21 protein-coding genes are annotated in these 23238 nt (G+C 74.1%); 12 read left to right on the top strand and 9 right to left on the bottom strand.

Going from position 1 to position 23238, the window contains the following annotated elements; translation table 11 throughout:
* Window positions 1-280: 280 nt before the first annotated feature.
* Together AC27LF_RS37700 and AC27LF_RS37705 are read right to left on the bottom strand one after the other, a co-directional pair.
* Window positions 281-727, bottom strand: coding sequence for a hypothetical protein (locus AC27LF_RS37700; protein WP_479661251.1), 447 nt, complete (start codon window positions 725-727; stop codon window positions 281-283).
* Window positions 728-827: 100 nt separating this feature from the next.
* Entirely contained in the window at window positions 828-1502 is a 675-nt protein-coding gene (locus tag AC27LF_RS37705; RefSeq protein WP_479661250.1) for a carbonic anhydrase, read from the bottom strand.
* A gap of 363 nt (window positions 1503-1865) precedes the next feature.
* Between AC27LF_RS37705 and AC27LF_RS37710 the strand changes: the two genes are divergently transcribed.
* Complete coding sequence (locus tag AC27LF_RS37710; RefSeq protein ID WP_479661249.1) at window positions 1866-2708, top strand: MurR/RpiR family transcriptional regulator; 843 nt, start codon at window positions 1866-1868, stop codon at window positions 2706-2708.
* Between the two features lie 87 nt (window positions 2709-2795).
* Window positions 2796-3407: a hypothetical protein gene (locus AC27LF_RS37715; protein ID WP_479661248.1), complete on the top strand. Its 612-nt coding sequence runs from the start codon at window positions 2796-2798 to the stop codon at window positions 3405-3407.
* 13 nt (window positions 3408-3420) lie between these two features.
* Here the strand turns inward: AC27LF_RS37715 and AC27LF_RS37720 are convergent, their stop codons facing one another.
* The 5 genes from AC27LF_RS37720 to AC27LF_RS37740 all read right to left on the bottom strand — a co-directional run bounded on the left by AC27LF_RS37720 (window position 3421) and on the right by AC27LF_RS37740 (window position 7154).
* Entirely contained in the window at window positions 3421-3795 is a 375-nt protein-coding gene (locus AC27LF_RS37720; protein ID WP_388707673.1) for a roadblock/LC7 domain-containing protein, read from the bottom strand.
* Between the two features lie 17 nt (window positions 3796-3812).
* Window positions 3813-4304, bottom strand: coding sequence for a roadblock/LC7 domain-containing protein (locus AC27LF_RS37725; RefSeq protein ID WP_479661247.1), 492 nt, complete (start codon window positions 4302-4304; stop codon window positions 3813-3815).
* 31 nt (window positions 4305-4335) lie between these two features.
* Window positions 4336-5145 (bottom strand): transcriptional regulator, encoded by an 810-nt coding sequence (locus AC27LF_RS37730; protein ID WP_479661246.1) that lies wholly within the window; start codon window positions 5143-5145, stop codon window positions 4336-4338.
* On the bottom strand, window positions 5142-5537 hold the full coding sequence (locus AC27LF_RS37735) for a hypothetical protein (RefSeq protein WP_479661245.1): 396 nt from the start codon (window positions 5535-5537) through the stop codon (window positions 5142-5144). The genes AC27LF_RS37730 and AC27LF_RS37735 overlap by 4 nt, the downstream gene beginning before the upstream one ends.
* Window positions 5538-5705: 168 nt before the next feature.
* Window positions 5706-7154: a type III PLP-dependent enzyme domain-containing protein gene (locus AC27LF_RS37740; RefSeq protein WP_479661244.1), complete on the bottom strand. Its 1449-nt coding sequence runs from the start codon at window positions 7152-7154 to the stop codon at window positions 5706-5708.
* A 265-nt stretch (window positions 7155-7419) separates the two neighbouring features.
* Here AC27LF_RS37740 and hutU point away from each other — a divergent pair, with 265 nt between their 5' ends.
* The 4 genes from hutU (at window position 7420) to hutI (ending at window position 13212) form a co-directional block, all read left to right on the top strand.
* The gene (gene hutU, locus AC27LF_RS37745; RefSeq protein WP_479661243.1) at window positions 7420-9084 is read left to right on the top strand and encodes a urocanate hydratase; all 1665 of its coding nucleotides are present in this window, start codon (window positions 7420-7422) and stop codon (window positions 9082-9084) included.
* Between the two features lie 329 nt (window positions 9085-9413).
* Window positions 9414-10610: an allantoate amidohydrolase gene (locus AC27LF_RS37750; protein WP_479661242.1), complete on the top strand. Its 1197-nt coding sequence runs from the start codon at window positions 9414-9416 to the stop codon at window positions 10608-10610.
* A complete protein-coding gene (locus tag AC27LF_RS37755; protein WP_479661241.1) occupies window positions 10607-11944 on the top strand; it encodes a formimidoylglutamate deiminase in 1338 nt (445 codons plus the stop codon). Before AC27LF_RS37750 ends, AC27LF_RS37755 begins: the two co-directional genes overlap by 4 nt.
* Before the next feature lie 95 nt (window positions 11945-12039).
* Window positions 12040-13212 (top strand): imidazolonepropionase, encoded by a 1173-nt coding sequence (gene hutI / locus AC27LF_RS37760; RefSeq protein ID WP_479661240.1) that lies wholly within the window; start codon window positions 12040-12042, stop codon window positions 13210-13212.
* Window positions 13213-13722: 510 nt separating this feature from the next.
* On the opposite strand, the gene AC27LF_RS37765 is transcribed toward hutI, so the two are convergent.
* Window positions 13723-14598, bottom strand: a complete 876-nt coding sequence (locus AC27LF_RS37765) for an RNA polymerase sigma factor SigF (RefSeq protein ID WP_404035714.1) — start codon at window positions 14596-14598, stop codon at window positions 13723-13725.
* A 316-nt stretch (window positions 14599-14914) separates the two neighbouring features.
* On the opposite strand from AC27LF_RS37765, the gene AC27LF_RS37770 reads away from it, so the two are divergent.
* The 6 genes from AC27LF_RS37770 to AC27LF_RS37795 all read left to right on the top strand — a co-directional run bounded on the left by AC27LF_RS37770 (window position 14915) and on the right by AC27LF_RS37795 (window position 21641).
* Window positions 14915-15292, top strand: coding sequence for an STAS domain-containing protein (locus AC27LF_RS37770; protein ID WP_404035717.1), 378 nt, complete (start codon window positions 14915-14917; stop codon window positions 15290-15292).
* Window positions 15293-15506: 214 nt separating this feature from the next.
* On the top strand, window positions 15507-16043 hold the full coding sequence (locus AC27LF_RS37775) for an ATP-binding protein (RefSeq protein WP_479661239.1): 537 nt from the start codon (window positions 15507-15509) through the stop codon (window positions 16041-16043).
* Window positions 16044-17567: 1524 nt separating this feature from the next.
* Entirely contained in the window at window positions 17568-18272 is a 705-nt protein-coding gene (locus tag AC27LF_RS37780) for an LPXTG cell wall anchor domain-containing protein (protein ID WP_479661238.1), read from the top strand.
* 29 nt (window positions 18273-18301) lie between these two features.
* The gene (locus AC27LF_RS37785; protein WP_479661237.1) at window positions 18302-19228 is read left to right on the top strand and encodes a COG1470 family protein; all 927 of its coding nucleotides are present in this window, start codon (window positions 18302-18304) and stop codon (window positions 19226-19228) included.
* Window positions 19225-20343 (top strand): hypothetical protein, encoded by a 1119-nt coding sequence (locus AC27LF_RS37790; RefSeq protein ID WP_479661236.1) that lies wholly within the window; start codon window positions 19225-19227, stop codon window positions 20341-20343. The genes AC27LF_RS37785 and AC27LF_RS37790 overlap by 4 nt, the downstream gene beginning before the upstream one ends.
* Before the next feature lie 2 nt (window positions 20344-20345).
* The gene (locus tag AC27LF_RS37795) at window positions 20346-21641 is read left to right on the top strand and encodes a hypothetical protein (RefSeq protein WP_479661235.1); all 1296 of its coding nucleotides are present in this window, start codon (window positions 20346-20348) and stop codon (window positions 21639-21641) included.
* A gap of 84 nt (window positions 21642-21725) precedes the next feature.
* Here AC27LF_RS37795 and AC27LF_RS37800 read toward each other — a convergent pair whose 3' ends face one another.
* Complete coding sequence (locus tag AC27LF_RS37800; protein ID WP_479661234.1) at window positions 21726-23222, bottom strand: oligopeptide:H+ symporter; 1497 nt, start codon at window positions 23220-23222, stop codon at window positions 21726-21728.
* Between the last annotated feature and the right edge of the window lie 16 nt (window positions 23223-23238).

A 23238-nucleotide genomic window follows, 5' to 3' on the forward strand; every position in this document is an offset into this window, starting at 1 on the left:
ACACGCGTCCGGCACATTGGTGGGTGTCGGCAGGGCGGGAGCGGCTCCCCGCCCCGGCCGGCGCCGAACGGCGCCAAGGACCTCCGGAGCGGCTCCCGGACCTCCATGGACGCCATGGACGCGCAAGCCCGGCCCTGACCCGGCCCGCGTCCCTCGCGGGGACCGCCGTCGTCCCGCCCCCCGGCAACGGGGGTGCGGCGGTCCCCGCGCACACCTCTCTCCAGGCGAACCCGGCGCGTGGTCGTGCCGCGGGGCGCGGGGCGCACGGCCCGGTCGGCCGTCACTCCTCCCAGGCGTCGTCCCTGGAGGACGAGCCCGAGCGGTGGCGCAGCCGGCCGAACAGGCCCGGAGTGGTGCGGGCCGCCTGCACCGCGTTGACTCCGACGATGCCCACCCAGGTGACGACGAGACCGGGCAGATGGCCGACGGCGCCGCCGATCGCGGACAGCGGGATCGCCAGCACCATCGAGACGATGCCGAACCCGAACCGCTCCCCCCAGGAGTCGGTCGGCTTCGGGGACCGGGAGCCCCGCGCGATCTGCATCTGCTGCTCGGCGAGCTGTCTGCGCATCCGGCGCTCCACCGCGCCGTCGATGCGCTGGTCGACCTTCTCCAGGAACGAGTCGACCAGCGCGGACTCGTACTCCTCGCCGAGTTCCCGACGCGCCTGGAGGGTGGCGTCGAGTTCCTTCTTCAGGTCGGCGTCCCGCGCCTCGATTCCGGTCATACGGGCACCGTAAAGGGCCGGGGACGCCCGCCGCAGTAGGGCTAGCCCCCCTCTTGGCGTCGGGACGGCGGCCCCGGGCGGGTGCCGGGGCGGCCCGGTGTCAGGGCAGCAGGGAGACGAGCCCGGTGCCGAGGTCGCAGCGGGCCGCCGCGACGTACGCCGGTGTGAACGCCGGGTCCGCGCGGATCGCGTCACGGACCCAGGCGGTGTGGGCGCGCATGGTGTGCTCGGCCCAGTCGCCGGGGGCCGCCCGGGTCCGGCGCGCCGCGGGGATGATCTCGCCGACGAGCAGCCGCAGATGCCCCGGCACCGGCGCGCCCGTCCGCAGGTGCTCCAGGGTGGCGGCCACGGCACCGCAGCGCTCGTGCCCGAGGACGAGCACCAGGGGGATGCGCAGTTCCTCCACGCCGTACTGCACGCAGGCGAGCACCGCCTCGTCGAGCACCTGGCCCGCGGTCCGGGTGCACAGCAGGTCGCCGAGACACTGGTCGAAGACGAGTTCCGGCGGCACCCGGGAGTCGACGCAGCCGACGACCGCCGCGAAGGGGCGCTGCCCGGCGGCGGGCGCGCGGCGCCGTCCGCTGTCGCCGTGCGGATGGCGGGGGCGGCCGGCGGCGTAGCGACGGTTGCCGGCGAGGAGCGCGTCCAGGGCGGCGGGCGCGGTGCGCGGGGGACGGGACGGGGGGCCGGGCGTGGCCGCCGCCGGTGTCGCGGGGGCGGCGGCCAGCGCGCCGACGGCGGTGGCCGTCAGGAAGGCCCTGCGGTTCGGGACCATGACGCTTCCTCAGGAGTCGTGCGTACGGCACTTTTCACCGTAGGCACAAGGAGGGTCACGTGGTGTGGCCATGGGGGGATCCGCGTCGATTCCCCGGTGCATCGGCGCCGTCGGGGCACCGCCGCCCGCGCGGTCACCGGCGCGGGCGTCCTCCGCGCCGGCGCACGGGTCGCGCGGCGCCGCGCCACCGGCCGGGACACTGCGCCTGATCACGGCCTGGATCGGCGGCTGTCCCTTGCCCGGCTGTATACGGTCATGCAGAGTTCTTGGTGTGTGAATAGGGCGCCCGGTGCTCCGGCGTCCATCGGCGGTCCGGATCCGAGGGAGTCCGAACCTTATGGTCATCTGGAGGGGGAGCACGTGATGAGCGTGACCGACAGCCCTGCGACCCGCCTGCAGGCGCTCTTCGAGGGGCACCGGCTCACGCCGACCCAGCGGCGCATCGCGCACAGCATGGTGCGGCGGGCCGCCGACGTGCCGTTCCTGTCCAGCGTGGAGCTGGCCGAACTGGCCGGGGTCAGCCAGCCGTCGGTGACCCGGTTCGCGGTCGCCCTCGGCTTCGACGGCTACCCGGCCCTGCGCAGGCATCTGCGGGACGTCGTGCCCACCGAACCGGTCCCGCACGCGGCGTCCCACAACGAGTACCAGCAGGCCGTCGAGGCCGAGATCGAGAACCTGCGGCATCTGGCGGAGGTCCTTGCCGACCCGCGGCCGGTGCACCGGGCAGGCCGCGTCCTGGCCGCCTCCCGGCCGCTGCCGGTGCTCGGGCTGCGCGCCGCCGCCGCGCAGGCGTACGGCTTCGCGTACTTCGCCGCCAAGGTGCATCCGGACGTCCGGCTGCTCGACGAGGGCGGCACCATGATCCAGGACCGGGTCGACGCGGCCGTCCGCGCGGGCGCGAGCGCCCTGCTGTGCTTCGCCCTGCCACGGCACCCGCGCGAGGTCGTGGACACCCTGGCCTACGCCAAGGGCGCCGGGCTGACCGTGGTCACCGTCGCCGACTCGGCGTTCGCGCCCGTCGCCCGCCACAGCGACCTGCTGCTGCCCGCCGCCGTCGGCACCGGCCTCGCCTTCGACACCGCGTGCGCGCCGATGCTGCTCGGGCGGGTGCTGCTGGAGGCGATGTGCGACGACCTGCCGGACGCCCAGGCGCGACTGGAGGAGTTCGACACGAAGGCGGCCGCCCGCGGGCTGTTCGTGGAGTGACCCGCCGCTCTCAGAGTTGTCTCACGTTGCCCCGCTACCGTGCCTGCCCGCAGGCACTCGAAGGAGCCGGAAGACGGGAGGCCGGACGTGGCACGCGGAGCACGTAGAGGACAGGGAGGACAGGGAGGACAGGGCCTGGCCCGGGTGGCCGTCGTGGTGCGGGCCGGGGCGGCACCGCTGTGGTGGCTCGGGGTGTGCGCGGCCGGCATCGGCGTGCTCGTGCCGGGCGTGACCGGGCGTCGGATCGGTGTGCTCGGCGGGGCCGCGCTGTTCATGCTCGGCGCCGCCGTCGTGGCGTACTCCCGGCGCCGCCGGTACACGGCCCTCGCCGTCGGCGCGGCCCGCGCCGGGCGGCACGATGTGCTCCAGGACCGGGCGGTGACGGTCCGCGTCTGGCGCCGCGGCCACCGCTGGTGGCTGCTGCTCGCCTTCCTCGCCGCGTTGGGCAGCTCGTTCGCCGTGCCGGCGGCCGGGGGCATGCTGCTGGCCGGGACCGGTGCCGGGCTGCGGCTCAAGGCCGCCTGGCTCGGGCGGCGTGAGCGGGCCGGGGACGCGCTGCTGTGGGTGCGGGTCGACTGGCTCGACGGGCGCGGCGGGCGCCCGGCAGGCAAGGCGGTCAGGGCGTACCGGGGCACGGGCATCGCGGCGGGCGACGCGGCCCCGGGCGGGGCGCGCCGCCGCACCGCGGCGCTCGTCTGACCGTGGCCCCGGCTCAGACCTCCAGGTCCTGCTCTATCTTCTTCAGCTGGTGCCGGGCCATCGCGAGGTTGGCCCGGCCGGAGTCCAGCACCAGATACAGGAACAGGCCGTTGCCGCCCCGGCCCTTGAGCAGCCGGATCAGGTGGTACTGGTTGCTCAGCGTGATCAGGATGTCCTCGATCTCGCTCTTCAGGCCCAGGTGCTCCATGGTGCGCATCTTGGCCCGGATGACGTCGGTGTTGCCGGCGGCGGCCACGTTCAGGTCGAAGGTCTTGCTGCCGCCCATCGTGCCCAGCGCCATCCCGCTGGTGTAGTCGACCAGCGCGACGCCGGTGGCGCCCTCGATGGAGGTGAGGGCCTCTTTCAACGCTGTCTCGGTGTTGGCCATGGCGGTGGTTCCTTTCGTCAACTGTCGGTTGCGGTGCGCGCGTCGGTCATGGCGGCGCCCTGGGCGCGCGCGGTTCTGGTGCGTGCGGCGGCGGCACGGCCCGCCGCCGGTTTCCCGGCCCGCTCGGCCGCGGCGCCCTCCGCGGCGTCGACCAGCTCGCCGATCCGGGCGGCGGCCCTGCGGCCCTCCAGGTGCAGCCGGCCGACGTTGACCCGGTCCTGGGTGAGCAGGGTGAGGACCGCGGTGCGGCCCGCCGCGTAGGTGGCGACATAGCCGCCGGAGCCGCGGACGAGCAGTTCCCGCAGCTCGCCCTGGCCGGTCGCGTCGGCGAGCCGCACGGCGACGCCGAGCGCGGCGGCGGTGAGCGCCGCCAGGCCCTCCGGATCGACACCGGGGGTGTCCTGGGCGACGACGAGCCCGTCGACGCCGGCCGCGAGGGCGCCGGTGAGCTGGGGGACGCGGGTGCGCAGTCGGCGCAGCTCGTCGAGGATGTCCGACTCGGCCGCCATCAGGTGTCTCCTCTCGGTGGGACGGTGCCGTTCAAAGGGCCTCCAGCGCATCCCTGAGCCTCTTCAGCAGCGCGATGTCCGGGTCGGTGACCTCGGCGGCGGGTGGGGGAGCGGCGGGCGTCGAGTGGCCCGGCGACAGCAGCCCGGCCGCCGCAAGCCGTCGTACGTCCACCAGGGTGTGGAACGCGTGTCTGCCCAGCTCACGGGCGATCTCCGGGGCCGTGCGGACGCCGTCCGCGCGGTCCAGCACCGCCCGCCCGCGCGGCGTGAGGGGCGGGGCCGCGGCCGGGTCGGCCCGGATCAGCGGCGCCTGGTCGACGGCCGGGTCGGGCCAGATGCGGTGCAGCAGCCGGCGGCGGCGCAGCGTCTCGCGCTCCAGCGCCGTCACGGGGACCGGACGCAGCGGTCCCGGCCGGGCCACGGTCTCGTAGCGGAAGCGGCCAGGGGCGCTGCTGGGGGCCAGCGCGAAGTACCCGGCGTCGTACAGCGCGCCCAGGTGGCACAGCTCCAGGGCGCCCGTGGTCAGCCGGCCGGCGTCGAGCAGCAGCCGGACGGCGCCGGGCGGGTCGGCGGCCCGTTCCGCGGCCTGCCGCCACACCGCCACGTCGAGCGTGCCCCGGGCGGTGAGGAGCACATCGAGGCCGGGGGCGAAGGGGCTCTCCGCGTGGATCACCCGGCCCTCGTGCAGCAGCAGCGTGCCGTACTCGCGCACGAGCACCCCGGTGGCCCGCTCGTCGGCGAGCCGGGTGAGCATCGGGGAGAGGGCGCCGTGGGTACGCTCCCAGGCGGTCGCCCCGTTCCGCACGGGCAGCGGCGGTGGCGGTGTGGCGACCATGGTCATTCCAGCACCAGTCGGCCGGCCATCTCGCCGAGCCGGATGCGGGCGAGCGCGAGGTTGCCGTCCTCGCGGGCCAGCCACAGGTGCAGGAAGACGGTGCTGTCGAAGGGCGTGTCCACGAACCGCAGCAGGTGGTAGCTGTGCCGGTTGCTGACGATCAGATCCTCGACCGGGGGGCGTTCGCCGCCACCGGGGTCGTCGGCGGCGGCGAACGCCCCGTGCTCGGCGGCCAGCCGGGCCAGCTCGGCGGCCTCCGCCGCGGAGGTCTCATGGTCCTCGCCGGGGGCCTCCCCGACGGTGCCCAGGGCCAGTCCGCTCGTCCAGTCGACCAGCGCGGCGCCCCGGGCACCGGGCAGTCGCATGGCTTCCAATAAGCACTCGTCGATTCCGGGCACCGTGGCTCCCCTCCCGCCTGGACTCCGGCTGAGTGACGACGACACTACGCAAGGTGTGCGGGAGGGGTGAGGCTTCTGGCATTTTCCACAGGAACATGCGGCCGATGAACTAGGGTGGCTCAACTGTGGTGCGCCGCAAGCCCGTTGGCCATCGCGCCCGGGGGTATGTCAGGGGCGCTCGGGCGGCCGGAGGCCGGTGAGCGCGGCGGCGTGCGCCCCTCCCGACTCGGCCACGATCTCCTCGATCGTCTGCGGTGCCCGCACCGTCGCGAAGGCCACCTCGCCCGTGCCGTCCGGCGCGAAGCCGTACACCCCGGGCCGGGCCAGGGAGTTGTACGCGTAGTGGTGGGCGAAGTAGTAGGCGCCCGTGTCCAGCGCCGCCGCGTAGTCCCCTTGGTCGAGCGGGGGCAGCGCACGGCCCTCGGCCAGCAGGTCGCCGGAGAAGCAGGCCGGCCCGGCCACGTCCTGCACCACCTCGGGCCCGGACTTGGGCCGCCCCTTCGCGTCGTACGCGGCGATCCTGAGCGGCCACGCCCCCGGCGCGTACACCGTCCGCGTCGCCACCTGCACGCCCGCGTGGGTCACCGCGACCCGTCGCCCGCCGGCGCTCTTGGCGTACTCCACCCGCGCCACAACGGTGCCGTGCTTGGCCAGCAGCGACCGCCCGAACTCCGTCACCAGCCCGTACCGCCCGTCGAACAGCCCCGGCACGGCCTCCCGCAGCACCCGGGCGTACCGCGCGTACGTCGGCGCCGTCGCGTCCGACGCGAAGTTCACCGGCAGTCCGCCGCCGATGTCGAGCGTGTCGATCTGCCGCCGCCCGGCGCGCTCGTTGATCTCCTCGGCGAGCGCGTACGTCTCCGCCACGCCCTGCGCCAGCAGCGCCAGCGGGATGCCCTGCGAGCCGGTGTGCGCATGCAGCCGGGTCAGCCACGGCCGGTCGAGGAACGCCCGTACGACCCACTCGCGGGCGCCCTCGTCGCGCAGCGCCACCCCGAACTTGGAGGTCGCCGTCGCCGTCGAGGTGGCCCCGATGGAACCCCCGCCGATCTGCGGATTGACCCGGATGCCCAGCCGGGAGCGGGTGGGCGCCGACCGCACCAGGGCGTCGACGCGGTCCAGTTCCTGCGCGTTGTCCGCGTTGACCGCGATGCCCAGCGCCAGCGCCTCGCGCAGTTCGGCCGGCGTCTTGGCGGGCGAGTCGAGCACGGTGCGCCGCGGCGGAACCCCGGCCGCCCGCGCCAGCGCCAGCTCGCCCGGGCTGGCCACCTCCGCGCCGATGCCCTCGCCGTCCAGCAGCCGCAGGACGGCCACCAGCGGGGTCGCCTTCACGGCGAAGGCGTGCAGCACCGGTGTGCCCGGCGCCACCACCGCGTCGAACGCCGCCCGCAGCGCCGCCGCCGAGTCCCGGATGCCGGTGACGTCCAGCAGCCCGACGACGGGTGCCGTGGGGCCGAGCAGCCCCTGCGCCACGGCGGCCCGCACCGCCTGGTCCCGCCGGGCGGCCCGCCCCTCCCCGTCCGCCGCGCCCTCGCGTGTCTCGTCGTGCGTCCCGTCCGTGTGCGTGTTGTCACCGGTGTCCACGGCGCCCCCCGTCCCGTCGTTGCCTGAGCCCATGCGTCCAGCCAAACATCCGTGCCGCCTCCCGTGGCGGCCCGCCCCCGTATTGACTAGCCCTATTCATGGCGCCAGGATGTGAATAACCACCGCAACACGCCGCAGTGACCGCCGGGAGCGATCCGCGAAGCGCTCCGCTGGACATGGCGCGATGTGCCGTCGGTCGTCTGCGGCACCCTCGTGGCTGGTCGCGCAGTTCCTCGCGCCCCTTCGGGGCGCTGTCGGACCGCGGCGGACCTCACCGGACCTGCTTAGGAGGCACACCATGTCAGGACCCCGCGCCGTACGAGCGCCCCGCGGTACGGAACTGAGCGCCCTGGGATGGCAGCAGGAGGCCGCCCTGCGGATGCTGCAGAACAACCTGGACCCCGAGGTCGCCGAGCACCCCGACAAACTCGTCGTCTACGGCGGCACCGGCAAGGCCGCCCGCGACTGGCGCTCCTTCGACGCCATGGTCCGCACCCTGAGGACCCTCAAGCAGGACGAGACCATGCTGGTCCAGTCCGGCCGCCCGGTCGGCGTGATGCAGACCCATGAGTGGGCCCCGCGCGTCCTGCTCGCCAACTCCAACCTCGTCGGCGACTGGGCCAACTGGGAGGAGTTCCGCCGTCTGGAGGCCCTTGGCCTGACCATGTACGGGCAGATGACCGCCGGCTCCTGGATCTACATCGGCACCCAGGGCATCCTCCAGGGCACCTACGAGACCTTCGCCGCGGTCGCCGCGAAGAAGTTCGGCGGCACCCTCGCCGGGACGATCACCCTGACCGCGGGGCTCGGCGGCATGGGCGGCGCCCAGCCGCTCGCCGTCACCATGAACGACGGCGTCGTCATCTGCGTCGACTGCGACCCGCGCGCCATCGAGCGGCGCATCGAGCACCGCTACCTCGACGTCCGGGCCGACTCCGTCGACCACGCCCTCCAACTGGCGGTCCAGGCGCGCGACGCCCGCCGTCCGCTGTCCATCGGCGTCCTCGGCAACGCGGCCGAAGTGCTCCCGCGACTGCTCGCGATGAACGCCCCGATCGACATCGTCACCGACCAGACCTCCGCCCACGACCCGCTGGCGTACCTGCCGGTCGGCATCGCCTTCGAGGACATGGCCTCCGCCGCGGCCAAGGACCCGGCCGGCTTCACCACCCGCGCCCGCGAATCCATGGCCCGGCACGTCGAGGCCATGGTCGGCTTCCTGGACGCCGGCGCCGAGGTCTTCGACTACGGCAACTCGATCCGCGGCGAGGCCCAACTCGCCGGATACGAGCGGGCGTTCGCCTTCCCCGGCTTCGTGCCCGCCTATATCCGCCCGCTGTTCTGCGAGGGCAAGGGCCCCTTCCGCTGGGCGGCCCTTTCGGGCGAGGCGGCCGACATCGCCAAGACCGACAAGGCGATCCTGGAGCTGTTCCCGGAGAACGAGTCCCTGGCCCGCTGGATCAGGATGGCCGGCGAACGCGTCCACTTCCAGGGCCTGCCCGCCCGCATCTGCTGGCTCGGCTACGGCGAGCGCGACAAGGCCGGCGAGCGCTTCAACGACATGGTGGCGTCCGGCGAACTGGCGGCCCCCCTCGCCATCGGCCGCGACCACCTCGACTGCGGCTCCGTCGCCTCCCCGTACCGGGAGACCGAGGCCATGCTCGACGGCTCCGACGCGATCGCCGACTGGCCGCTGCTGAACGCCATGGTCAACGTGGCCTCCGGCGCCTCCTGGGTCTCCATCCACCACGGCGGCGGCGTCGGCATGGGCCGCTCCATCCACGCCGGCCAGGTGACGGTGGCCGACGGCACGAAGCTCGGCGGCGAGAAGATCCGCCGCGTGCTCACCAACGACCCCGGCATGGGCGTCATCCGGCATGTGGACGCGGGGTACGACAGCGCCGAGTCGGTGGCCGCCGAGCGCGGCGTGCGGGTCCCGATGCGCGAGGGTGACGACGCGTGAGCCGCGACCCGGGCGGGCAGGGCGGCCCTCCGGCGGGGGCCGAGGACGCGGCGCCGTCCACGACCGCGGCCGTGCCCGCCCTCCCCCAGGAAACCGCGCCAAGCACGGGCTCGGGCGAAAACCCGGCCACCCCACGGAACGACGGCCCACGGCCACGCGGGGCGACCGGCCACGGGGAGCCCGGTGGGGCCGTTGGTCACGAGGATCCCGGTGGGGCCGTCGGCCACGGGGAGCGCGGTGGGGCCGTTGGTCACGAGGATCCCGGTGGGGCCGTCGGCCACGGGGAGCCCGGCGGGGCCGCGGGCCACCGCGCGCCCTCCTTCCAGGAGATGTGGGCCGAACTGCTGCCCATCGGCAGGCACCCCGACTCGGGCGGCTACCGGCGCTACGCCTGGACCGGGGCCGACGCCGAGTGCCGTGCCTGGTTCCGGGAGCAGGCCGAGCGGCGCGGGCTCGCCTACGAGACCGACCGCAACGGCAACCAGTGGGCCTGGCTGGGGGACCCGGCCGCCGGGGACGCCGTGGTCACCGGGTCGCACCTCGACTCCGTGCCCGACGGCGGCGCCTTCGACGGGCCCCTCGGCGTGGTGTCCGCCTTCGCCGCCCTCGACGAACTGCGCGCACGGGGCGTGCGGTTCGGCCGGCCCTTCGCCGTCGTGAACTTCGGCGACGAGGAGGGCGCCCGGTTCGGGCTCGCCTGTGTCGGCTCCCGGCTGACCGCAGGACAGCTCACCGTCGAGCAGGCGCACCGGCTGACCGACGCCGACGGCGTCACGCTGCCCCGGGCCATGGCCGCCGCCGGACATGACCCCGACACCATCGGGCCTGACCCGGAGCGGCTGGCCCGCATCGGCGCGTTCGTGGAACTCCACGTCGAGCAGGGCCGGGCGCTCGACCTGTCCGGCGACCCGGTGGGCCTCGCCGACGCCATCTGGCCGCACGGGCGGTGGCGGCTCGACTTCCGCGGCGAGGCCAACCACGCGGGCACCACCCGGCTCGCCGACCGGCGCGACCCGATGCTGCCGTACGCCGAGACCGTGCTCGCCGCACGCCGCGAGGCCCGGCTGGCCGCCGCCGTCGCCACCTTCGGCAAGATCGCCGTCGAGCCGAACGGGGTCAACGCCATCCCCTCCCTGGTGCGCGGCTGGCTCGACGCCCGCGCCGCCGACCAGACGGCCCTCGACACGGTCGTCACGGGCGTGGAGCAGGCCGCGCGCGCGTACGCAGCCGCCCACGGCGTCGATGTCGACGTCGTCCGCGAGTCCTTCACGCCCGTCGTCGAGTTCGACCACGCCCTGCGCGACGAACTCGCCCGCATCCTGGGGCCGCGCATGAAGGTGCCCGTCCTGGGAACCGGTGCCGGACACGACGCGGGAATCCTCTCCGGGAGCGTCCCGACCGCCATGCTGTTCGTGCGCAACCCCACCGGCGTCTCGCACTCGCCGGCCGAGTTCGCCGCCGAGGACGACTGCGCGGCCGGGGTGACCGCGCTCGCCGACGTACTGGAAGGGCTGGCCCGCGCGTGACCAAGAGGACCTACTGGATGGAACACGCCTGGCTCGGCGACCGGGTCGAGCCGGGCGTGGCCGTGGAGGTGGCGGCCGGCCGCATCACGGCTGTCCGCGAGGAGACGCCTGCCCCGCCGCCCGGGGCCGAGGTGCTGCGCGGTCTCACGCTCCCCGGGCTGGCCAACGCGCACAGCCACGCCTTCCACCGGGCCCTGCGCGGCACCGTCCAGGTCGGCTCCGGCACCTTCTGGACCTGGCGCGAGGTCATGTACTCGTTCGCCGACAGACTGACCCCGGACACCTACCACGCGCTGGCCCGTGCCGTGTACGCGGAGATGGCGCTGGCGGGCGTCACGGCGGTCGGCGAGTTCCACTATGTGCACCACGCGCCCGGCGGCACCCCCTACGCCGACCCGAACGCCATGGGCGAGGCGCTCATCGCCGCCGCGGCCGAAGCCGGTATCCGCATCACCCTCCTCGACGCCTGTTATCTCTCCGCCGGCTTCGGCAGCCCGCCCACCACCCATCAGCGCCGCTTCTCCGACGGCACCGCCGAGTCCTGGGCGACACGCTGTTCACTTCTCAAGGAGCGGGATCACGCACGGATCGGAGCGGCCGTCCACTCCGTACGGGCCGTGCCCGCCGGGCAGTTGGCCACGGTGGCGCGGTGGGCGCAGGAGCGGCGGGCCCCGCTCCATGTGCATCTGTCCGAGCAGACCGCCGAGAACGAGGCATGCCTGGCGGCGCACGGCCGCACGCCCACCCGGCTCCTCGCCGACCACGGCGTCCTCGGCCCGCGCACCACTGGTGTGCACAACACCCATGTCACCGGCGACGACATCGCCCTGCTCGGCGGCTCCGGCACCGGCACCTGCATGTGCCCGACGACCGAGCGGGACCTGGCCGACGGCATCGGCCCCGCGGCGGCCCTGCAACGCGCGGGCTCCCCGCTCAGCCTCGGCTCCGACAGCCACGCCGTCATCGACCTGCTCGAAGAGGCGCGCGCCATGGAGTTGAACGAGCGCCTGCGCACCCGCGCCCGGGGCCACTGGACGGCCGCCGCGCTGCTGCGGGCCGCCACCGCCGACGGCCACGCCGCCCTCGGCTGGGACGAGGCGGGCACCATCGAGGCGGGCGCGCTCGCCGACCTCACGACGATCGCGCTCGACTCGGTCAGGACGGCCGGGCCGCTGCCCAGGCTCGGCGCCGAGACCGCCGTATTCGCCGCGAGCGCGGCGGACGTGCGGCACACGGTCGTCGCGGGCCGGCATGTGGTGCGCGACGGGGCGCACACGCTGGTCCCCGACGTGCCGCAGGCGCTGGCGGCAGCGGTCGAAGCCCTGCGCGCCTGACGACCCCGACCGGCCCGCCCCCGATCAGTCCGCCCCTGACCAGGCCACCCTCGATCAGCCCGCCCACGCACAGCCCGCCCACGGACAAGGACGCCATGAGCAGCACCGCCATCACCGACATCGCCACGCTGGTCACCAACGATCCCTCCTCCGGCGACGGTTCCCCTCTCGGTCTGATCCAGGACGCGGCCGTCGTCATCGACGGCGACCGAGTCGTGTGGACCGGTGAATCCAGCAAAGCACCCGCCACTGACAATCGGCTCGACGCCGGCGGCCGGACGGTGCTGCCGGGCTTCGTCGACTCCCACTCGCACCTGGTCTTCGCGGGCGACCGCACCGCCGAGTTCAACGCCCGGATGTCCGGCCGCCCCTACCGGGCGGGCGGCATCCGGACGACGGTGGCGGCCACCCGCGCCGCCACGGACGGGGAACTGGAGGCGAACCTGACCCGTTATCTGTCCGAGGCGCTGCGCCAGGGCACGACGACGTTCGAGACGAAGTCCGGGTACGGCCTGACGGTCGCCGACGAGGCGCGCTCGCTGCGCATCGCCGCCGCCCACACCGACGAGGTCACCTATCTCGGCGCGCACATCGTGTCACCGGACTACGCCGACGACCCGGCCGGGTACGTCGCCCTGGTCACCGGCGAGATGCTGGACGCCTGCGCGCCGTACGCCCGTTGGATCGACGTCTTCTGCGAGCGGGGCGCCTTCGACGGCGACCAGGCCCGGGCGATCCTCACCGCCGGCAAGGCCAGGGGCCTGCACCCCCGGGTGCACGCCAACCAGCTCTCCCACGGCCCCGGCGTGCGCCTGGCGGTCGAACTGGACGCGGCGAGCGCCGACCACTGCACCCACCTCACGGACGCGGACGTCGACGCCCTCGCGAGCGGCGACACCGTCGCGACGCTGCTGCCGGGCGCCGAGTTCTCCACGCGGGCCGAGTGGCCCGACGCCCGCCGGCTGCTCGACGCGGGCGTCACGGTCGCGTTGTCGACGGACTGCAACCCCGGTTCGTCCTTCACGTCGTCCGTGCCCTTCTGCGTCGCGCTGGCCGTGCGGGACATGGGCATGACGCCGGACGAGGCGGTCTGGTCGGCCACCGCGGGCGGCGCCGCGGCCCTGCGCCGCACCGACATCGGCCGCCTGACCCCCGGGGCGTACGCGGACCTGACCCTCCTGGACGCCCCGAGCCATGTGCATCTGGCCTACCGGCCGGGCGTGCCCCTGGTGACCGGTGTCTGGCGCCGAGGCACCCGGGTCCTGTGACCTCGGGCGCCACAAGCGCCCACGACCGGGTCGGCCAGGCCGCCGGGCCGCCGTTTGCCGACGTCGTACGACTCAAGGGGCGTCCGGAAGGCCGGGCAGCCCAAGAGGCGTCCGGAGGCCCGGGTGCCCCGAGGCGCGTCTGGTAGGCCCGGGTGACCCAAGGGGCATCCGGCGGCCCGGCTGACCCCAGGCGCGCCGGGGAGGCCGGGGTGACCCGAGGCGCGTCCGGAAGTCTCGGTTGACCCAAAGCGCTTCGGGGAGGCCCGGTTGACCCAAGGCGCGTCGGGGAGGCCCGGGTGACCCGAGGGGCGTCCGGGAGACCCGGCTGACCCCAGGCGTGCCGGGGAGGCCAGGGCGACCCGAGGCGCGTCCGGAAGGCCAGGGTGACCCGAGGGGCGTCCGGAAGGCTCGGCTGATCAAAGGGGCGTCCGGAAGGCCGGGCGATCCAAGGGGTGTCCGGGAGGCCCGGCTGACCCGGGAGGTGTCCGGGACGCCGGGCGGCCCGGAGGGTCATTCCTCCAGCGTCAGCCCCTTGCGCAGGCGTACCAACGTCCGTGACAGCAGCCGGGACACGTGCATCTGCGAGATGCCAAGCTCCTCGCCGATCTCCGACTGGGTCAGGCCGGCCACGAACCGCAGGGACAGGATCTTCCGGTCCCGCGGCGGGAGTTCGGCGATCAGCGGCTTCAACGACTCGACGTACTCGATGCCTTCGAGCCCGTGGTCCTCGTAGCCGATACGGGCCGCGAGCGCGCCCTCGGCGTCGTCCTCCTCGGGCTGGGCGTCCAGCGAGGAGGCGGTGTACGCGTTCGAGGCCGCCATGCCCTCGACGACCTCCTCGTTCGAGATGCCGAGCCGCTGGGCGAGTTCGGACACCGTCGGGGCGCGGTCCAGTTGCTGGGCCAGCTCGTCGCCCGCCTTGGCCAGGTCGAGACGCAGTTCCTGGAGCCGGCGCGGCACCCGCACGGACCACGAGGTGTCCCGGAAGAACCGCTTGATCTCGCCGATGATGGTCGGCATCGCGAAGGTCGGGAACTCGACACCGCGGGACAGCTCGAAGCGGTCGATCGCCTTGATCAGGCCGATCGTGCCGACCTGGATGATGTCCTCCATCGGCTCGCTGCGGGAGCGGAAGCGGGAGGCGGCGAACTTGACCAGCGCGAGGTTGAGTTCGACGAGGGTGTTGCGGACGTAGGCGAATTCGTGGGTGCCTTCCTCCAGCGACTCCAGCCGCTCGAAGAGGGTCTTGGACAACGCCCGTGCGTCGACGGGTCCTACCTCGTCGTACGGGGGGATCTCGGGAAGCCCCGCGATGGGATCCAGCTGTTCCGGTGGGGGTGTCGACGTCGCGGTCTGGGTATGCGATGCGTCGAGCCGGGGTGACATGGTGTCCTCCATCGTTCTCGGCATTGGGCTGCCGAAGCCATGCGTGCACTGCGGTGTGCGGCGCCTCCAAAGCCGGCCGTGTCGGTTTGTGTGTCCTTACTAGCCCTACCTGCTTCACCGAGACCCTTGCAAGTGGCTTTTGTGGGGATATGTCCGTTTGTGTGCGGTTGTTCGGGTGTCGGAGTGCGTACGGAAGGCGTAATGTTCGAGGGCGACCGCGGAGCCCTGACAGCGCCTGCGCGACAACGGCACAGGAACACGAGCAGGGCATCGGCGGGACATCAGTCAGCAGCCACGACCTCGGGAGACAGACGGCATGGACCGCGGGACGGTCGGCAGCGCACAGTCGGGCCGGCTTCTGGTGGAGGTGCGGGAAGCGGGCTCCAGCGCCGTGGTGGCACCGGCGGGTGAGCTGGATCACCACACCGCCGATCTGCTGCGCGAACCGCTCGACGACCTCCTGGACAAGGGGTTCTCGCGACTCGTCGTGGACTGTTCACGGCTGGAGTTCTGCGACTCCACGGGCCTCAACGTGCTGCTCGGCGCCCGTCTGAAGGCGGAGGCCGCCGGGGGCGGGGTGCATCTGGCCGCCATGCAGCCGGTGGTGGCCAGGGTGTTCGAGATCACCGGGGCGGAGGCGGTCTTCACCGTCCATGACACCGTCGAGGCGGCCCTGGTCGACGAGACCGGCTGAGCCCGCCGTGGATCTTCCCGGACCCCCCGAATCGGGGGGTGTTTCGTCCGGTGCGCCGGGCAGGAGACATCCTGGACCGGTCGGCCTCCAGGAGTGTCGCGGAACCGAAGAACGGCCTGTGGGCGGCGTAGGGGCCGACGGGCGCCGACCGCGACTGCATGCTGAACGTGAACTGCTCGATCGTGAACTGGTGAATCGGTGAGGTGAAGCGCTGATGAGCACCACCCGGCCTTACCCGCCGGGCGACCGCGGCCCGGAGCCGAGCGGCGCTTCCGGGGCGTCCGAGGGGGAAGCGCCGGGCGACGGCGCGTCCGCGGGGGCAGCGGCCGTACCGCCGGAGGGCCCACAGGCCCGCAGGCTCCGTCTGGTCGGCGAGAGCGGCGTCGTGCCGCTCGCCCGCGACTTCACCCGCCAGGCGTTGTACGCGTGGGGCTGGCTGCCCGCGGCCTCCGCCGACCAGCGGGCCGCCGCCGAGGACGTGCTGCTCGTCGTCTCCGAACTGGTCACCAACGCGTGTCTGCACGCCGAGGGGCCCGAGGAGCTGTTCCTCGCCCTCGACAACAAGGTGATCCGGGTCGAGGTCTCCGACCGGGGCACCGGCCAGCCGGCGCCCCGCACCCCGCACCGCGCGGGGCGGCCCGGCGGCCACGGCATGTTCATCGTGCAGCGGCTCTGCCTGGACTGGGGCGTGGTACGGGCCCCGGGCACACCCGGCAAACGAGTCTGGGCCGAACTGAGCGCACCGGCCTGACACCCCGCGTGTGCTCGGCTTACGCCGAGTTCAGGCTGGCGCCCGCGCCTGCCTGGCCGGGATGAGCCGTACGGGCTGGCCGTGAGGGGCGCGCGCCGGTCTGGTCTGGCCTGGCCTGGTCGGCCGCGCCGTCTTCGTGCTGACGCCCGCGTTGCGTGTCGGGGCACGATGTACGTCTGCGTAGGTCCGACGCGTACGGCGCGCGCGGGCTGGACTTGCGGGGCGCGGGCCGGCTGCTTCGTGGGGTGCGCGGTGGTCTGGCCTGGGTGGATGGGCGTCTTCGGGGCGGGGTGGGTCCGAGCGGTGCGGGGCGCGTGGGCTGGGTTTGCGGGGGCGCGGGTCGGCTGCTTCGCGCGGCGCGCGGTGGGCCTGGCCCGGGTGAATGCGGCGCGTTCGGGCTGGCGCCCACGTCCCGCGAGCGCCTGGCTCGTGCGGCGTGCGCCGGCCTGGCCTGTGCGGGACGCGGTCTGCTCGGCCCGAGCCCTACGCTGCGCTTGCCAGACCTGTACGGCCTGCGTTGCACTGGCCTGTGCAGATGCGGCGCGCCCGGCCTGACACCCCTGTCCCGCGCCTGCCTGGCTAGCGCAGCCTGCGCTGTCCTGACCTGCGCGGATGCGCTCCGTTCGGCTTGACGCCCGCGTCCCGCGCCCGCCTGCCCCACGCGTTCCACGTTCGCCCGACGCCCCAGCCCCGTGCCCGCCTGACCCGCGCGCCCTGCGCCCGCCTGACACCCGCGCCCCGAGCCTCGTGTCCGCCTGACGCCCAGCCGGGCTCGCCTGCCTGCGCGTCCTACGTTCGCAGGGCGCCCGCGCCCCGAGCCCCGCGTCCGCCTGACCCGTGCGTTCCACGTTCGCCCGGCCTCCCACGCCCGTGCGCGTCCCGCGCCCGCCTGACCGTGTGCCCCACGTTCGCCCGACGTTCCACGCCCTGCGCGCGTCTGACCCGCGCGCCCTGCGCCCGCCGGGCGCCCGCACCCCGTGTCCGCCTGATGCCCAGCCCCGGGCTCGCCTGCCCGTGCGTCCTACGCTCGCCTGACACTCGCGCCCGGCGCCTCGGGTCCGCCTGACGCCCAGTCCCGGGCTCGCCTGACCCACGCGCCCCGTCCGCCTGACGCCCCCGCCCCGCATCCCGCACCCGCCTGACGCCTGCGCGTCCCTGCCTGGCCCGTGCGTCCCCTCCGCCTGACGTCCACGCCCCACACCCCGCGCGCGCCTGACGCGTACGTCCCCGTCCGTATGGCCGCCCATGCCCCGCATCCCGTGCGCCCCCCGCCTGACGCCCGCGCCCCGCGCCCACCTGCCCCGTGCGCCCCTTGCTCCCCCAGTCCGTAAAGGGCCGTTCGGGTGAGTGAAGTGGTGGGGTTGGTTGTTCGAGGGGGGCGGCTGCTCGGGCGGCTCCTTATCCCGGCGCTCTTCCTCGTGGGGTCGATCGGTACAACTCCGGGTTGCTTCGTGTCTTCCCTCCTTACCGCCCCGGGCGTACCTTGACGGCCGATCTGATGTGCCGTCAGGAATGGGGTGGACCGTGTCGTACCCGAAACGAACCGCCGCGCTCGCGTCCGCCGCGGTGCTGGCCGGCTCGGTGGTGCTGCTGGCCGCGCCCGCGGCCCGGGCCGATGTCGTCGACGTCGACTACCAGTGCAAGACGCCCATCGGCGACAAGAGCGCCGTGTCGCCCATCGACATCAAGGGCGTCAAGAGCGGCGCCGGCTACAAGCTCACCATGTCCTGGCAGAAGGGCGTCTCCTCCAGCCCGGTCGAACTCGGCAAGGGCGCCATGAACCCGAGCGCCACCATCAGGCTGGGCGGCGCCGACAGCGGCACGCTGGCCGTGTCGGGCCCGGCCAACCAGGCCGCGATCCCCGCCAACACGCCCATCAAGATCAGCGACCTGAGCGGCACGTACACGCCGAAGAAGTCGGGCAAGGTCACCTTCACGGCGGGCGTCCTCACCATCAAGGCGCTCGGCACTACGACGACCTGCACCCCGTCCAACGACCCCAAACCCTCGCTGACCCTGGACGTCACGGCGGCCGGCGGCGCCTCGGGCCCGTCGCCGGGTTCGTCCGGGGGCTCCGCCCCGAGCGGCGGCGACTCCGCCGGGCAGCTCCCGAAGACCGGCCCCGAGGACTCCGCGATCGCCCTCGGCACGCTGGGTGGCACGGTCCTGCTCGCCGGTGTGGCCGGCGCCTTGTGGGTGACGCGGCGGAACCAGCCCGTACGCCGCTGAGCCCCCGGGCCCGACCGCTGGAGCCGCCGATGCCGTCCGCCGCCCGTGCCCTGTACTCGTCCCTGCTCACCCTGCTCACCCTGCTCACCCTGCTGCCCCTGCTCGGCGCCGCCCCGACGACCGCGGCGGCCGACCCGTCCCACCCGGCCACGGGCCCCGGCGGGTCCTCGCCGGCCGCCGGGTCCGCCGGCTGGTCGCTCGCGCCCGCCGGCGGCGGACGGCCCTCGTTCTACGCCGAGGGCACGCCCGGCGCGGCCTTGCGGGACGCCGTGTCCGTGACCAACCGGAGCACCCGACCGGTCACGGTACGGCTGCGGGGCACCGGTCTGCGCGTCGGCTTCGCCGAGACCGGCGTGCGGGTCCCCGCCCGCACCCGCGCCGACGTGCCGTTCACGCTGGCCGTGCCGGCCGGGGCCGCACCCGGCGACCGCCCCGGCACGATCGTCGCCCAGGACGGCCCCGGCCGGACCGCGACCGTGCGGATCCGGCTGCGCGTCGGCGGACCCGCGCTGTCCGCGCTGACCGTCGAGAATCCGGCCGTACACGCCGACCGCATCACGTACGAGCTGGTCAACCGCGGTACGACCGTCCTCGTACCGCGGCTCGCGGTGCGCGCGGACGGCGTCTTCGGCCGGGTCCTGGACCGCGCACCGCGCACCCTGCCCGTCCGGCTGGCCCCCGGCCGGCGGCTGCGGCTGACCGAGCCGTGGCCCGACCGGCCCGCCCTGGACGCGGTCGACGTACGGCTGACGGTGACCGCGCCGGGCGGGGCGCGCGCCACGGCGGACACATCGGTGCGGTTCGTGCCCTGGGGCGCGCTCGGCGCCGGGGCCGCCGCGGTGGCGGCCGGCGCGGCGGCGGCACTCGTCGTACGCCGTCGCCGGGGCCGCCGCCCGCCCGGAGCCGAGAGCGAAGTCCCGCGTACGGAGGTCGAGTTGACGGGAGCGGTGACGTGAGCGGCAAGCTGCGGATTCCGGTGCTGACGGCGGTGCTCGCGCTGCTCCTGCTGCCGCTCGCGGCCCCGGCGCAGGCGGCGCAGCGGCCCGCCGTCGAACTGTCCGCGTCGCAGGCGGGCACCGGGGGGTCGATCACCGTCAGCGGCACCGGCTGGCGCTCGCGCACCCTGCTGATGCTGCTGATCTGCGGGCGTGCCACGCCCGCACGGGGCGTGATCGGCGGCACCAACTCCTGCGCCAACGCCGACGGCCGGGCCGTCACCACCGACGCCCAAGGCGGCTTCAGCCGGAAACTGCCGGTCGCCGAGCCGCCGGTGCCCTGCCCGTGCGTGGTGCATGTGGCCACCGCGACCGGCGCGCGGGCCGACGCGGACGCCGTGTTCCAGGTCGCCGGGCATGCCGTCGAGCCGCTGCCCGCCGAGCCCGCCACCGGGCGTCTCGCCGTCCTGTCCGACACCCGGCTCGACGGGTCGAGCGGTGTGCTCACCTGGTTCGGCGCGCCTCCCTCCCGGACGCTGGTCTTCACCGTGGGCAACCTCGGGTCGACGGCCGTCCGCGACCCGGTGTTCCACGTGGGCACCGCGCACGGCGTGTTCGCCCCGCAGTGGGACGAACAGCAGTGGCGCGGCGCCCTCGCGCCAGGCAAGAAGGCGCAGATCAGACTGCCCGTCGAACTCGCCGCCGGGGCGCACGGCGACTACACCGTCTCGCTGCGCTACGGCGGCAAGGTCCTCGCCGAGCAGCCCTGGGGCGTGGGCCGGCCCTGGGGCGTGACGCTGTTCTGGATCCTGCTCTGCCTGGTCGTACCGGCCGCCCTGTTCCGGGCCGGCCTGGCCGTGGTGGACCGGGTACGGCCGCGCCGGGCGGGCGGCGTGCGTCACCGGGGGCTGCCCCGGCCGGCGTTCCGGCTGCCCTGGCCGGCGCTCCGGGCGCCCGGGCCGCGGGCGCCGGCCGACGGGCCCGCCGCGCCCGATGCGACCGCCGCGCCCGATGCGACATCGACGTTGCCGTGGTTCAGCCCGCACTCCGGTCCGGGCACGCCCGGCCGGCTCTCCGCACCGCACGACGACAGCCCGACGAGTCCTACGACTCCCACCACGAAGGGACCCACGTGAGCATGCGAAGGAGAGTCACACCGGTCGGCGGACGCGGCGCGGGCGCGGCGGCCGCGCTGATACTCGGCGGGGCGGGTGTCCTGCTGGGGGTGGCCGCGACGCCCGCGCAGGCCGCCGAGGTGTCGTTCGCCACCCACTGCGTACCGCCCGCGGGCATCGACCCGGTGGACGGCACCACGAAGGTAGAGATCACCGTGCCGGCCACCGCGAAGGTCGGCAACACGGTCGACATCGTGTGGAAGTTCGTCCAGGCCGCCTCGAAGAACCCCGACATCATCGATCTGCCCGCGAACTCGGTGCAGCCGTCGGGCACTTTGAAGGCGGCGGGCGCGCAGACCGCGGACATCGCGATGCAGGGGCCGCGCGAGAACCCGGCGATCCCCAAGGGCGGCGCCATGGTGCTGTCCGACATGAAGGGCACGCTGAAGCTGACGGCGCCCGGCGAGGTGACGCTGACGCCCGATGCGTACACCGTCAACGCGATGTCGACGGACACCAAGTGCACGCCGACGCAGACCGTGCAGAAGGCGGCGACCATCGAGGTGACGGCGGGCGACGGGAGTTCGCCGAGCCCGTCGCCGACGCCGTCCGATTCGGCCACGCCGTCGGCCACCCCCACCCCCACTCCCACGCCGTCCGCTTCGGCGAGCCAGAGCGACGGCACCGGCGGCCAGACCGACTTCACCGGCAAGGAGGTCCAGATCCCCTACGCCTGCAAGACGCCGATCGGCGACAAGAGCGCGACCTCGCCGGTGCAGATCAACGCCAAGAAGAACGGCGGGAGTTACGACCTCACCGTGCAGTTCAAGAAGTCGGTGATGGACAGCCCCGCCGACATCCCGAAGGACTCCGTCAAGCCGTCGATGGAGGTGGTCCTGGGCGGCGCCGACAAGGGCACCGTGCATGTGGAGGGACCGATGAACTCCGCCGCCATCAAGTCCGGCGACCCGATCGAGATCCCCGACCTGACCGGCACGTACAAGCCGGGTGCGAGCGGTACGTCCACGCTCTCGCCGGGCGTCCTGACGGTCGAGGCCCTGGGTACCACGACGACCTGTACGCCGACCAAGTCGGAGGTCTCGCTCACCCTCGACACGGCGGCCCAGCCGGGCGGGGCCGCGGGCGGCTCCTCGTCCTCGGGCGGCTCGTCGACCGGCGGCAGCGCCACCGGGGGCGGCCTGGCCGCGACGGGCTCCGACGACCACGGCGCCGTCAAGGCCCTCGGCCTGGTGGCGGGCACGGCGATCCTGCTGGGTACGGCGATCTTCACCTTCATGCCCCACCGCAAAACCCGATAAGCCCCGAGCCCAGCACCACCGGGGACCCGGTCCGACAGGAACCGGGTCCCCACCGCACCACCACTTCGCGGGGCGGTGCAGCGGTCAGTTGACCGTGCCCATCAGGTGTTTCACCTTGTTGCGGTACATCCACACCGCCGTGCCGGCGATGACAGCGAGGGTCGCCTCCAGGGCCACAATGCCCATCTTGTCCAGGTTGACGCCCGCCACGCCGAGCAGACCGGTCGTGGCGTCACCGGCGGTGACGGCAAGGAACCAGACGCCCATCATCTGGGAGGCGTACTTCGCGGGCGCCATCTTCGTGGTGACCGACAGACCGACCGGGGAGAGCAGCAGCTCACCGACGGTCTGCACGAAGTAGATCGCGACCAGCCACAGCGCGGCGGCCTTGTGGCCGTCCCCGGCGATCGACAGCGGGGCCAGGAAGAGGAAGAAGGACGCGCCGACCAGGATCAGGCCCAGGGCGAACTTCGTCGCCGTGCTCGGCTCCTTGCCGCGCCGGGCCAGCGCCAGCCAGAGCGCGGCGAAGACCGGCGCGAACGCCATGATCATCACCGGGTTGACCGACTGGTACCAGGAGACCGGGAAGTGCCAGCCGAAGACGCTGTTCTCGGCCCGCCCGTCGGCGAAGATCGACAGCGTGGAACCGCCCTGGTCGTAGATCATCCAGAAGACGGCCGCGGCGACGAAGAACCAGATGTACGCCGACATCCGGGACTGCTCGGTGCGGTCCAGTTCCTTGTCGCGCTTGATGCGCGCCAGCACCATGACCGGGATGACCAGGCCGGCGACGATGATCGGGACCATCACCCAGTTCAGGGTGTAGACGCCGGAGAAGCCGACGACGGCGTAGAAGACGGCGGCGACGGCCGCGCACAGGGCCGCCTTGCGCAGCGTGCCGGCCCGCTCCCGAGGAGACAGCGGCGTCGGCACCACGTTCGAGCGCGGGCTCAGATGCCGGGTGCCGAGCAGGAACTGGGCCAGGCCCAGCGCCATGCCGAGCGCGGCGAGCGCGAAGCCCAGGTGCCAGTTGACCTTCTGCCCGACGGTGCCGATGACCAGCGGCGCGGCGAAGGCCCCCACGTTGATGCCGATGTAGAAGAGCGTGAAGCCGCCGTCGCGGCGCGGGTCCTGCGGGCCGTCGTAGAGGTGGCCGACCATCGTCGAGATGTTGGCCTTCAGCAGGCCGGAACCGATCGCGACCAGGCCGAGCCCGGCGTAGAAGGTGCCGGCGCTCGGCAGCGCCAGGGTGAGGTGGCCGAGCATGATGACCGTGCCGGCGACGGCGACCGTCCTGCGGGGGCCGAGCACGCGGTCCGCGAACCAGCCGCCGGGCAGGGTGAGCAGATACACGAGGGACAGGTACACCGAGTAGATCGCGGTCGCCGTGGCCGCGTCGAGGTGCAGCCCGGCCGGGGCCACCAGATAGAGCGGGAGCAGGGCCCGCATGCCGTAGTAGGAGAATCGCTCCCACATCTCGGTCATGAAGAGGGTGGCCAGTCCGCGGGGGTGGCCGAAGAAGGTCTTCCCGGTGCCGGGGGTGCCCGGGTGGACCGAGTCCTTCGTCAGGCTGGACGCCATGGTCGTTCCTTGCTGG

Source organism: Streptomyces diversicolor (assembly GCF_057537855.1).

Bases quoted from the DNA above. Each gene is read 5' to 3' on its own strand.
- AC27LF_RS37720 (WP_388707673.1), bottom strand. From the start codon at position 3,795: ATGGCCAACACCGAGACAGCGTTGAAAGAGGCCCTCACCTCCATCGAG.
- AC27LF_RS37740 (WP_479661244.1), bottom strand. From the start codon at position 7,154: ATGGGCTCAGGCAACGACGGGACGGGGGGCGCCGTGGACACCGGTGAC.
- AC27LF_RS37700 (WP_479661251.1), bottom strand. From the start codon at position 727: ATGACCGGAATCGAGGCGCGGGACGCCGACCTGAAGAAGGAACTCGAC.
- AC27LF_RS37800 (WP_479661234.1), bottom strand. From the start codon at position 23,222: ATGGCGTCCAGCCTGACGAAGGACTCGGTCCACCCGGGCACCCCCGGC.
- AC27LF_RS37730 (WP_479661246.1), bottom strand. From the start codon at position 5,145: ATGACCATGGTCGCCACACCGCCACCGCCGCTGCCCGTGCGGAACGGG.
- AC27LF_RS37710 (WP_479661249.1), top strand. From the start codon at position 1,866: ATGAGCGTGACCGACAGCCCTGCGACCCGCCTGCAGGCGCTCTTCGAG.
- AC27LF_RS37770 (WP_404035717.1), top strand. From the start codon at position 14,915: ATGGACCGCGGGACGGTCGGCAGCGCACAGTCGGGCCGGCTTCTGGTG.
- hutI (WP_479661240.1), top strand. From the start codon at position 12,040: ATGAGCAGCACCGCCATCACCGACATCGCCACGCTGGTCACCAACGAT.
- AC27LF_RS37725 (WP_479661247.1), bottom strand. From the start codon at position 4,304: ATGGCGGCCGAGTCGGACATCCTCGACGAGCTGCGCCGACTGCGCACC.
- AC27LF_RS37765 (WP_404035714.1), bottom strand. From the start codon at position 14,598: ATGTCACCCCGGCTCGACGCATCGCATACCCAGACCGCGACGTCGACA.
- AC27LF_RS37750 (WP_479661242.1), top strand. From the start codon at position 9,414: ATGTGGGCCGAACTGCTGCCCATCGGCAGGCACCCCGACTCGGGCGGC.
- hutU (WP_479661243.1), top strand. From the start codon at position 7,420: ATGTCAGGACCCCGCGCCGTACGAGCGCCCCGCGGTACGGAACTGAGC.
- AC27LF_RS37785 (WP_479661237.1), top strand. From the start codon at position 18,302: ATGCCGTCCGCCGCCCGTGCCCTGTACTCGTCCCTGCTCACCCTGCTC.
- AC27LF_RS37795 (WP_479661235.1), top strand. From the start codon at position 20,346: ATGCGAAGGAGAGTCACACCGGTCGGCGGACGCGGCGCGGGCGCGGCG.
- AC27LF_RS37775 (WP_479661239.1), top strand. From the start codon at position 15,507: ATGAGCACCACCCGGCCTTACCCGCCGGGCGACCGCGGCCCGGAGCCG.
- AC27LF_RS37705 (WP_479661250.1), bottom strand. From the start codon at position 1,502: ATGGTCCCGAACCGCAGGGCCTTCCTGACGGCCACCGCCGTCGGCGCG.